11 protein-coding genes are annotated in these 11,343 nt (G+C 34.0%); 3 read left to right on the plus strand and 8 right to left on the minus strand.

Features of this window, described 5'->3' with window-relative positions:
• Positions 1-46: 46 nt before the first annotated feature.
• Positions 47-445, minus strand: a complete 399-nt coding sequence (locus tag BK579_RS17245; protein WP_078547576.1) for a hypothetical protein — start codon at positions 443-445, stop codon at positions 47-49.
• A gap of 256 nt (positions 446-701) precedes the next feature.
• Positions 702-2,135, minus strand: a complete 1,434-nt coding sequence (gene cls / locus BK579_RS17250) for a cardiolipin synthase (protein ID WP_078547578.1) — start codon at positions 2,133-2,135, stop codon at positions 702-704.
• 175 nt (positions 2,136-2,310) lie between these two features.
• Here cls and BK579_RS17255 point away from each other — a divergent pair, with 175 nt between their 5' ends.
• Complete coding sequence (locus tag BK579_RS17255; protein WP_078547579.1) at positions 2,311-3,297, plus strand: Gfo/Idh/MocA family protein; 987 nt, start codon at positions 2,311-2,313, stop codon at positions 3,295-3,297.
• Between the two features lie 164 nt (positions 3,298-3,461).
• Here BK579_RS17255 and BK579_RS17260 read toward each other — a convergent pair whose 3' ends face one another.
• The gene (locus BK579_RS17260) at positions 3,462-5,144 is read right to left on the minus strand and encodes a DUF2339 domain-containing protein (RefSeq protein ID WP_078547581.1); all 1,683 of its coding nucleotides are present in this window, start codon (positions 5,142-5,144) and stop codon (positions 3,462-3,464) included.
• Positions 5,145-5,297: 153 nt separating this feature from the next.
• Positions 5,298-6,062, minus strand: coding sequence for a C40 family peptidase (locus tag BK579_RS17265; protein WP_078547583.1), 765 nt, complete (start codon positions 6,060-6,062; stop codon positions 5,298-5,300).
• A gap of 170 nt (positions 6,063-6,232) precedes the next feature.
• Between BK579_RS17265 and BK579_RS17270 the strand changes: the two genes are divergently transcribed.
• The gene (locus BK579_RS17270; protein WP_078547585.1) at positions 6,233-6,451 is read left to right on the plus strand and encodes a DUF7336 domain-containing protein; all 219 of its coding nucleotides are present in this window, start codon (positions 6,233-6,235) and stop codon (positions 6,449-6,451) included.
• A 652-nt stretch (positions 6,452-7,103) separates the two neighbouring features.
• Here BK579_RS17270 and BK579_RS17275 read toward each other — a convergent pair.
• The 3 genes from BK579_RS17275 to pgmB form a co-directional block, all read right to left on the minus strand.
• A complete protein-coding gene (locus BK579_RS17275; RefSeq protein WP_235848453.1) occupies positions 7,104-8,075 on the minus strand; it encodes a bile acid:sodium symporter family protein in 972 nt (323 codons plus the stop codon).
• Between the two features lie 66 nt (positions 8,076-8,141).
• Positions 8,142-8,936: an ABC transporter ATP-binding protein gene (locus tag BK579_RS17280; protein WP_078547588.1), complete on the minus strand. Its 795-nt coding sequence runs from the start codon at positions 8,934-8,936 to the stop codon at positions 8,142-8,144.
• Between the two features lie 105 nt (positions 8,937-9,041).
• Positions 9,042-9,704 carry a beta-phosphoglucomutase gene (gene pgmB / locus BK579_RS17285; protein WP_078547590.1) on the minus strand — a complete coding sequence of 221 codons (663 nt, stop codon included), beginning with the start codon at positions 9,702-9,704 and terminating at the stop codon, positions 9,042-9,044.
• A 125-nt stretch (positions 9,705-9,829) separates the two neighbouring features.
• On the opposite strand from pgmB, the gene BK579_RS17290 reads away from it, so the two are divergent.
• Positions 9,830-10,213: a VOC family protein gene (locus BK579_RS17290; protein WP_078550655.1), complete on the plus strand. Its 384-nt coding sequence runs from the start codon at positions 9,830-9,832 to the stop codon at positions 10,211-10,213.
• A 230-nt stretch (positions 10,214-10,443) separates the two neighbouring features.
• On the opposite strand, the gene BK579_RS25705 is transcribed toward BK579_RS17290, so the two are convergent.
• Positions 10,444-10,596 (minus strand): hypothetical protein, encoded by a 153-nt coding sequence (locus BK579_RS25705; protein WP_169891171.1) that lies wholly within the window; start codon positions 10,594-10,596, stop codon positions 10,444-10,446.
• Positions 10,597-11,343 lie beyond the last annotated feature (747 nt).

An 11,343-nucleotide genomic window follows, 5' to 3' on the forward strand; every position in this document is an offset into this window, starting at 1 on the left:
TTATGCTTTATTTATTTTTCGAAAATTTTTATTCTTATCCATAGAGTTATTTATTAGTTACTAACAGAAATGTATTCTTAGGTATGTGGAAGACTGCATTGGCTCTTAATTTCTTATCATATATTTCTAATACACTACCAAGTTGCTCTCGTAAAATACGGGCCTCTATGGAGTTTTCTTGTAACGGATAAAACCATTCATTTAGAGCTTTCTGTGACTCTATACTCGGTTTCCCTTTTATTTGAGTGTACTGATCTGAATCCATAAATTTATAGCCAATAAATTTACTCGGGCCGAATAAATTCAAATGCGGGATATAATACCAATGTTTAAATTGAGTAAGTAATCCGGTTATTGGTAAATGATTATTTATTTCATTATTAAATTTTTCGATATTTGAGACTACCTCTTTCAAATCACTTACTAGTTGACCAACCTCAGACATTTATTACACTCCTAACACCAAATATCATATCTTGTGTATTTTCTTTCACTTGAATTATATACTAATAAGTACTATAAATACTAGATTTTTGCGTCACACAATCTATTGAAATTGGTTTGAAATTATGTAAAAGTAGAATAAAGTTTAGGGATTGAAAGGTATATACCGTTCAACCCCCTTTTTTCGAATTTCACACTTAAATACGCCAAGATTATATGCGCATTTTTTAGGATGGGGGCTAGAGCAAACTGAACATTTATAAAATAGGAGACAACAATCTTGAGATAGATTCTTTTATCTTTGTGCATAATCTTCTTTTCTGATAATCCTCTATCGTCATTTCCTTCGACACATCAAGATCATTTTCATAATAACTTCTTAACTGTTTAGCCACTTGAGAGTGGTATAAGAAGGTATTCACTTCAAAATTCAATCTGAAACTACGCATATCAAAGTTTGCTGTACCTACTGTTGCAACTTTATCATCTATCACCATTGTTTTTGAATGCACAAAGCCATTTTCATAGGTGTATACTTTCACTCCAGCTTGTAATAATTCCCCAATATAAGATAAACCTGCCCAATAAACAAAAGGCTGATCTGGTTTGTTTGGTATAATAATTCGGACATCTACACCAGATAAAGCTGCAATTCTTAAGCTATCTAAAATACTTTGATCAGGTACAAAATATGGTGTTTGAATATAGACGTAATGTTTTGCTGATAAAATCATTTTTAAATAACCGTTCTTTATATATTCTGATTTTGAATCAGGTCCGCTTGCTACAATCTGAATACCTACCCCATCACTATGACGCTTTCTTTTAAACTTCAAGTCTTGGATATTTAATTTATGTTGAGCTGCTTGATTCCAATCAAGAATAAAACGGGTTTGGATAAAATCGACCGCATCCCCTGTGATTCTTAAGTGGGTATCTCTCCACTTCCCATACTCCTCATCCAATCCCAAATATTCGTTTCCTACATTGAAACCACCGATATATCCGATATCACCATCAATAATGGCAAGCTTTCGGTGATTACGATAATTAATCTTTATTGAAAATAACTTAGTTGGAAAGAAAACTTCGACATCCCCTCCAGCACTTATTATTTTCTGTTTGAAACGTTTTGACAAGTTTCTAGAACCGTAAGCATCATATAGAAATCGTACTTTCACCCCTTCTTTTGCCTTATTAGCTAGAGCATCACAAATTAAATTTCCTAGTTCATCATCTCGAAATACATAATAAAGTAAGTGAATATGAGATTTTGCGTTTTCAATATCATGTAACAACGAATTGAATTTTTCTTTACCATTAACGAAAACATCTAGTTTATTATTTTGAGTTATTGGTGCCTCCCCATGATTTAAGTTCAAATAAGCTAGGTCGCCGTATTCTTTTACAACAGAATTGTAGTAGCGATATCCGCCAATTTCTATTTCTTCTTTTTGAGTCTCAATTATTTGATTTAACTCTTTATAGCTTTCCTCATCCCATTTAAAGATCTTATATTTATAGAGATTTCTTCCAAAAATCAAATATAGAGCAAAACCAATAATAGGAAGAAATGCTAATACTAATACCCAGGCCCATGTTGAACTAACACTACGCCTTTCAAGAAATATCATCATCGCCATTAAGGCAATATTTATTACAAGTACAGCTGGTATAAGCCACGTAAGCATGAACTAAAGACCTCCTCTTAATTCCATGTTTACTGCCTATGTTATTATTATGTCAGCTTTGTATATAGCGTTCATTAATACTCGAGAACTTTAAATGCCAACGATATGTCTAAAGAAGTAAAGTTTGATATAATGAACCAAGTTCAAATAGAAATAATCAAAGGAGTTAGCTATAATGATTAAATTTGGAGTAATAGGTACAAATTGGATTACTGAATCCTTTATCACAAGCGCAAGTAATATAGAAGATTTTCAATTAACTGCTATCTATTCTCGTACTGAAAAACGAGCTTTAGAATTCGGGGAAAAGTTCCACGTTGACAAGGTTTTTACTGATTTAGAAACGATGGCAAAGAGTGACGATATCGACGCTGTGTATATTGCGAGTCCAAATTCATTACACTCAAAACAAGCCGTACTATTTTTAAATCAAGGCAAACATGTTTTATGCGAAAAACCAATTGCTTCTAATGTTGCAGAATTAGAAGACATGGTAAATGCAGCAAGAAATAACAATGTACTACTAATGGAGGCTCTGAAAACGACTCTGTTACCTTCTTTCACACAGATAAAAGATAATCTACATAAGTTAGGAGAAATTCGTCAATACTTTGCAAGTTATTGTCAGTATTCCTCAAGATATGACGCATACAAATCTGGTACCATTCTTAATGCATTTAACCCGGAATTTTCTAATGGTGCGATAATGGATATTGGGGTGTACACCATATACCCGATGGTAGCATTATTTGGGAAGCCAAAGACTGTTCAAGCGACTGGAATTATGCTCGAATCAGGCGTTGATGGTGAAGGAAGTATTATATTTAATTTTGGGAAAATGACAGGTAATGTTATGTACTCTAAAATTACTAATTCGTATATTCCTTCTGAAATCCAAGGAGAAAATGGTAGTATGATTATTGATAAAATTCACACTCCAGAGCATGTTGAGATTCGATATAAAGACGGTTCAGTTGAAGATTTAACTATCCCAATGGAATTTCCGCCAATGTATTTTGAAGCTAAGGAGTTTATTGATTTAATTAAATCTCATACCTACGAGTCCTCAATCAATTCATTCAGCAATTCACTAAATACAATGAGTCTGTTAGATGATATTCGCAGCCAACTTGGCTTGGTATTTCCTGCAGATAAACACTAAAAGTTAGTTTTTAATCATAAAAAGGCTGTTTCCAAGTGTATTCCTTACACATGGTCACAGCCTTTTTATTAAAACCACTTAATCGGGTACCGCTCACATTGTGGCATTTTAGGGAAATTAAGTTATATCTAATTATGTCAGACTTTTTTCAAACAGAAAGATCATTATTTTTTGTTTTGATAAAAAATTCTTGAACCTAGAATACCAATACTTCCAAGTCCTATAAATAAGATTGATCGAATAAACAAAGATAGGAAATATAAATCTACAAATAAGAGCTTACCTAAAGTAATAAATAATAAAATCAAACCAAATACTCTAAGAGGTTTATGCTCTCTGATAAATCCAAAAACGATGGAGCCAAACGCATATATGCCCCAAGCAAAAGATACAGACATTAGTTGAATGTTTACCGACTGATTTTTTGTTAATGCATTAATTACCAGGGTAATAAAAAATAACAAAAGTACCATTGAAGTAATTTGCAATATTCTATAGACAGTCTTCCAATCTTTCTTTTTAATCCAACTGAAATATGGCACGAAGTAAGTAATTACATAAATTGAAAGTAACAGTAAAATCCAATTTATAAATTCGATCGAAAATATATCTGTAAACATCGTTGAAAAAATGGCTAAACCACTGTATACGTAAATAATAGCTCCGATGACTTGCTTCATTAGAGATTTTGCCAGAATTCCCAAGTAAATGGACAACAAACCTTGAACAAGGAGAACCCCTAAAATATTTTCAATGTCAAAACGATGAATTAATAAAGTAGCTAAAGCAATGGTCGTAATAGATAGTGAAGTTGATCGTCTAACTTCACTTTTCCAAAAGACAATTGATAATACTGAATAAACCAAGACAAATATTAGAACAACCCATTCAAATTGAGGATCAGAATATGTTGCTTTAGTCCATGCTAATGTTAATAGGAAGCTTGTAAACATAATCCCAATTTGTTGCTTTATAAATAGACTATACATAAAGAAAACAATCAGCAAAAATGCATGTTGAATAAGGATTGAAATAGCAAATAATTCTGTATTTCCATTCGAAATTAATAAGGCTCCAAAAAGTAATGTTAAGTGTAAAAAGAAAAAAGCAATATGATATAAAATGGCATATTTCTTATTAATGGCAAAGACCAATAAAGATAAGTATAAAATAGTTTCAAAGATAATAAAATTCGGAATATTAGGTGACGCACTTTCTAATAAGAAAGGGATTAAATATCCTCCAATTGCCGTAATAATTACTAGCGGTTGGGAGTTATGCCTTTGTCCTAAATAAAGGCCTAATATCAACCATATGATATTTGCACAAAGAGCTAAAAACATCGGAAACAGTAGGTACAAAACATGTGCAGCAAACGTCACAATAAATAATAATACGATACTCCCACCAAGCAACACTTGTCCTAAAGCAGCTCTATTTTCTGATATTTGCTTATGGCCAATATAAATTAGGAAGCTTGCTGCGATGTAACCTAACAGCACCTTTATAGGATTATTGAGTAATCCATAATCTGATGCCGCTTTAAATGCCCAAACTATACCTAGTAACAAAACAAATATGAATATTCTCGGTAACCATACTTGTCCAATCTGTCTTTCCCAATCAACTGGTTCATTATTTTCTATTCGCTTATTCTGCTGTTTCTTTTGTGGTAAATTTCCCTCGTTTTTAGTTTCCACCTCAATATGACGAAGTACTTTATCATCGTTTTTATGTATTCCTTCCTCCCGCTTAATCTCTAAAATTAATACCTTTATCTCATGAGCTTCTTTTCTTAAATCGTCTACTCTTTTCTCAAGTTTTTCTAAGTCTATATTTCTTTTCATATCTATTCCTCTCTTGTCTTTATCCACGTATACTAATTTTTATATTTCGACTTGTTTCCTGGATTTCCCTTTAATTTTCTTTATAATTTATATGAACAAAGGTTGACCAAAGTATGGTTAGTTATTACCATTTGATCAACCTTCTATAATTAGTTATAAATCCACTTTAAATTCAAATTCTGGATGAATGGCCACAACTTCAAAATTATCGTTCTCCTTTGTTTTAGTATAAAGATCTTCTGGAGCAAACCAAAGGTGATCATTTGGTATTTCATATCCGGCTCCGTGAAAATAACTCATCCACACAAACTTCGAACAATAGATAAACTCCCCCTCAGTTAACGACTCTTTTAACGTAAAATTAAATTCAGGCGTCTTCTCACCATTCTGAAATTGTTCCAAATAATCTAACGCATATTCTGATGCCTTTTCTCCCAACTCACTTGAACGTGGCCGTATCACAGCGTGATTTGGATGATTTTCTGTAAAACTAGATATCGGGGTTTTTCTGACAATAGGCCTACTTGGAAGTGCCTCTACTATATGCTTGGAGTCAACAACAATTGCTGCATGCCCCATATACCCAAATGGTAATCCACTTACATTGTCACAGGCAACAAGGATATCACCAGCCATATAATCTACATCTAATAAATCCTGTTCCCTTAGGTTTTTTATCTGAAGAATATCATGTTGCTCAGACATGCTATAAAAATATCCATTTGAAAGAACATCTGCTTTAATATATAAGTTCCTTGCTTTATAGTAAGGTAATTTAAGGGTTAATCCTTCTAAATAAGAAAGGTTTCCCAAATAATAGTGGTCAATATAAAAAGATACATTATAAAGCTGATCGGATGTTTTCTTAATCACTTTAAGGTTATTCCCCACACGGTTAACATCAAAAAGCATGTACATTTAACTCTCACTCTCCTGTCTTGTAATAGGCTATTCAAAGAATTAAAGAGTGTGAAAAAATCTAAAATAAAGCAGCTATATCACAATTAGTGGCATTTTTTAATAAGGAATGCTACATTTTTTATAGATAACGGAAATTTTAAAATCAGACTATAGGAAGTGTGAAACGGATGTACTTTGTGGTTATTGATATTGGATGTACGGAATGTGGAGAGAGTTCAAATTTGATTGGTATTTTCACATCAAAAGAACGAGCACAAGCGGCTAAGGAAACTTATATTAAAGTTAATCGGTTACAGAACAATTCAGATCATGAATTTTTCATATATCAAATTGAAGAGTTGGACAAAATTCATCAAAATAGTTATGAGCATTTAATTAAAGAGTAAAAAACACCCAATTGGTAACTGGTTCTTTTGCGGGGGATAAGATGGAATTTAACAAAGGAAAATGCACAGGTATAAGCATATGATTTTACAATCCTATTAGCACCTGAAATAGTAAAAAGCTCGGACCCAGATGAAGGAATCAGCAGGGCTGACGGATAATTAAGGGGAGGAATTTCCCTTATTTAGGAAATGGGACTGATAATAGCTAAAATAGAGGTAAAATTTCCCGCTATTTACTTTAAAAACATGAAAATAGGGAGATTGTGCTTTGCTTAAAGGGAAAATTTCCCCTTAATTACCCCTAACCAAGCCATATTCTGCAGTTTAAAGGGAATTATCCCCTTATTTTAAGTATCTTTAGTCACTCGATTAATAATAAAACCTACTATGCTTTACATATATTTTATCAGGCCATTTTGCAAAACAACCGGACACTGAATAATTGTTATATGCTGATAAATTGTCAAGCTAAAAAGTGTGGTTAAATCCCATTAAATCAAGACTATCAAGAGACCAAATAGCTATGCTAATTGGTCAACTAATTTGCTGATTGTATTGTTTCTACCTATTAACGGAACTGTCTGGGTTTTTTCCAATAAAATAATACAAAGTTTTTTTGAATATGCATTTTATAAAACACTATAGAGTAAAGTTATGCCACTTTGGCCTTCTTCACTTCCTTATATTGAAAATAGCGATCAATAACTACCCCAAATAAAGAAGCTAATATTTGTTGAAATAACATTCCAATCACGACAGGAACAGCAACGGCTGCAGGAAAATAGGAAACGGCTAATACAGCACCTGCACTAATATTCCTCATACCTCCTGAAAAAGTTAAAGCTATAACAGTTTCTTTATCTCTCTTAAGTAAGGTACTTAGAAGAAAGGAAAATAAATACCCTGTGAATGCAATGATAAAAACAGTTACCGCAATTCCTACCAACTTCACATCTATGTTCCTTAAATAAGGAGCAACTACTGCCCCATTGATCATCACAACAATTCCTAAGCATAGCTTTGAAAATGGAGACAATCTTGGACTCCATACATCTCTTACTTTTCCTTTAGTTAACTGATTTAACAACATTCCAATTAAAGATGGGACTACAACCATACCAAGCAAACCCTTCATTATATGTATAATATCCATCTCTACCCTCTCTCCGACAAACAAAGATAAAGTGAGCGGAACAATGAATGGTGATAATAATGTATCAATTAAAATGATTGATAGTGTGAGAGCGATGTTACCTCTATAAATAGTAACCCATAAAAAGCTTGTAATACCTGTAGGAATAATCATTCCTAAAATGAGTCCAGTCATAGTGTATATATCACCATGAAAGGTAATAAAGCCAATGCTCCAAGCCCATAATGGCATGATAATGTGTAATATAAACATCGCAATTAATAAAGGAAATGGATGTGCCACAACTCGTTGGAGGGATGAAAAGTTTGAACTTAGACTTCCAGAAAAAGTAATGAACGCGAATATCCATGGTATCAGAAATGCAAATCCTTCTAAGTTACCAGCAAATAAAACACCTATGATCACACCAATAGGCGTAATCAATGGCATATGTTTTTCAAGAAATTTATTTAATGATACTAACAATTGCATCTCTCCTACTTATTCGCAAGCTTAAGTGAATTTCCCACACTTTAAATAGTTTTAATATCTAGGAAACTATGTCGTAGAATTCACCAATTTTCTTGATAATAGTGGTCTATTATTTTTCCAAACCACATCAACTGGTAGCTCGAAAAATTCAGTTAATTTGTCACTTGAAATCATATCCTCAGTCTCACCTGAAGCAAAAACTTCCCCCTGCTTCAATAATAGAGTTTTAGAGAATAGTGGTAGAATTTCTTCTACATGATGTGTTACATAAATCATCGTAGGAGAATTTTCTTTTCTTGCTATCCCTTCAATCGCTTCTAAAAGTTTCTCTCTAGCAATAAAGTCAAGACCGTTAGTTGGTTCATCCAAAATGAGCAGCTGAGGCTCTGCCATTAAAGCCCTTGCTATTAATACTCTTTGCTTCTCTCCTTGTGATAAGGTCTGGTAATTTCGGTCAGCATATTCGATGCAGCCCAATTCTTTAAGTAAAGAGATCGCTTTTTCTCTCATCTTGTCTGTTGGAGTCTGATATAAACCTATAGAAGCAAATCCGCCACTTAACACAATTTCATAAGCACTATCTTCCGGATATAGTTTTTGTTGAAGGGAGGAAGAAATAAGGCCTATGTTTGTTCGAAGCTCTTCTCCGAGTGGGCTTTTTCCAAACACCTTCTCAAGAACAACCATTTTTCCTTTCGTTGGGAACTCATAAGCGTTGAGGAGATTTAACAGAGCCGTCTTGCCCGCCCCATTCAATCCAAATAATGTCCAATGCTCACCCTTATTCACTTTCCAATTAATCTCTTTTAAAATGGCAATTCCATCTTTCCGCAAATAAACACTGTCCAATTGAAAAATCATGATAACACTACCTTCCCTCACCGATGTTAATGGTTAAAGCTAATTATATGAAAAAGAAAGGTGTTTTTCAAAATTTTTTGTCTTTATATCGATGTTAATTACTTCCTAGTGAAAACGTTCAATCAAATTAGAAAGAGTCAACTCAGTTGTATGTGTAACATGCCAATTCGCTTGTTTGACCCATTCGTTCCCATTTCCGACACCAATTGAAAACATCTCGGTCGCTAATATTGCCCTCATACCTGCTTCTCCATCCTCTATTGCTACACAATTTTCATAGCTGACTCCAAGACGGTCAGCAGCTGTTAAAAATATTTCCGGATCTGGTTTTCCTCTTTTTAACAAGTAAGGATCAATCATTACATCAAAGAAAGGAGTTAACCCAAGCTTCTCAATAATCTTCTTTTGATTAGAACTCGACGATGCAAGACCAACTTTTAATCCATTACACTTTAATTCCTCTATAAAGTTAATCATTCCTGGAAAAACATGCGATTGATCCATATTTTCTATTAAGGAAAGATAGTGTTCGTTTTTTAATCTAGCTAACTCTTGTTTCGCTGAAGTTGAATAATCCTTTCCACTTCTTTCTACCATCATTTCTATGATTTCCATACGCCGTATCCCTTTTATTTTTTCATTATCCTCATATGTAAAAGGAATAGACAACATATCCGCAATTGCTTTGTTAACAATAAAATAAAGCTCATCTGTATCAACAATGACTCCATCCATATCAAATATTACCGCTTCTAGTCTTTTATTCAATCTGTCACTTCCTTAAAAATACTCTTTATAATATAGTATACTTAACAAAAAGACTAGAGTCGACTTAAGAAAAAAGACTCTATTTCTTTTAAGTTTCTATAGTTAGTCGAAATGGGTGAAGAACAATTTTACATCATATTGAACTTTATGTCTCAAACTTAAATGAGAGCAAAAAATTTTGGGAATGGTTTTTAAATGAGTTAGGGTATCAAAAGTACCAACAATGGGAAAGTGGGATCAGCTTTAAATACGAAAACACTTATATTGTCTTTGTACAAGTTGAAGAAAGGTACACTGATGTTTCTTATCACAGATGTCGAGTCGGTCTAAATCATCTTGCCTTTCATGCAAAATCTAAAGAACAAGTCGACTCGATTTCAGATTTTTTAGATGCAAAAGGAATAAACATCTTATATAAGGAAAAACAGCCTTTTGCAGGTGGACCTTTACATTATGCAGTGTATTTTGAGGACCCTGATCGAATTAAGGTAGAATTAGTTGCACCCTAGTTAATATGGTGGAATCAACAAACAATAGCGCCCCAAGAATATCAGGCGGCGCTATTGTTAACTCCTCTTTAAGACCGGAAATCATCTTTTAAATATAAAGTTTCAATTCCTTTTTCTTTATTGGGCATACTGTCTTCAAGTTTAGGTGTAGGGTTATTGGCCATAACTGGGTGGAGACTTTTTTTATTGTTAGAAGTTTTCTTCATGGTTTCTCCTTTTGATTAACTGTTTTAGTCACTAGTCTTCGTTGTTTTTCCTGCATCCTTATGATTCGGTGATGTTTCATTACCTGTTGTCGCCTCATAGCCAACTCGATATTTGTAGCTTTTCTCTCCTTTTAAAGCATCAGGCATCATGTACTGTTTGTTATTTTTTTGTGCCATACAAGCCTCCTATTAATTCAATGAGATTGGCATTCGTAAAAGTGAATGCCTATAGTTACTATGTAGCTTGTAATTTTAAACTATTCATAAAATTTATTACTTGCTTCGAATTCTCATTGCTATTCATTCACCATGGTGCGAGTACTTATTTAGAATAGAAGTCTACCCTTAAAAAAGAAAAGCGGAAGGCGCTCGTTCATCGGCGACAGGCATAAGACGAGCCGGCTAGAAGGTTGCTTTTTAACCTTCTTGCCGGATTGACTTAGACCTGAGAGCCGATAGCGCCTGAAGCTAGACACTAAGCTAAGTATAATTTTTCATACTCCAGGGTGCTAATTTTAATTAGCATGGATGTCTACCCTGAAAATAACTTTGGTTGTGGAGTTCCATGAGCTGCGATCCACTTGCTTTCCGCGGGGTGGTCCGTGAGCCTCCTCGTCGCCAGGGGCGGGCTTCTGCGGGGTCTCACGAGACCACTGGATCCCGCAGGAGTCAAGTGGCTCTCCGCTCATTCCACACTGAGGAGGAAACACTTTTTCATACCCCATGGTGCGAAATACTTATTTAGCATGGATGTCTACCCTGAAAATACCTTTGGTTGTGGAGTTCCATGAGCTGCGATCCACTCATGGGAGCAGAACATTTTCATCCTTCATGGTGCAAATATTCATTCGCATAAAAGTCTACCCTGAAAATACATAGGTCGGAGAGTCCCAATTCCCTTACTAATGCCTAAAGCCAAACAAA

It is taken from the genome of Litchfieldia alkalitelluris (assembly GCF_002019645.1).
Classification (GTDB): Bacteria; Bacillota; Bacilli; order Bacillales; family Bacillaceae_L; genus Litchfieldia; species Litchfieldia alkalitelluris.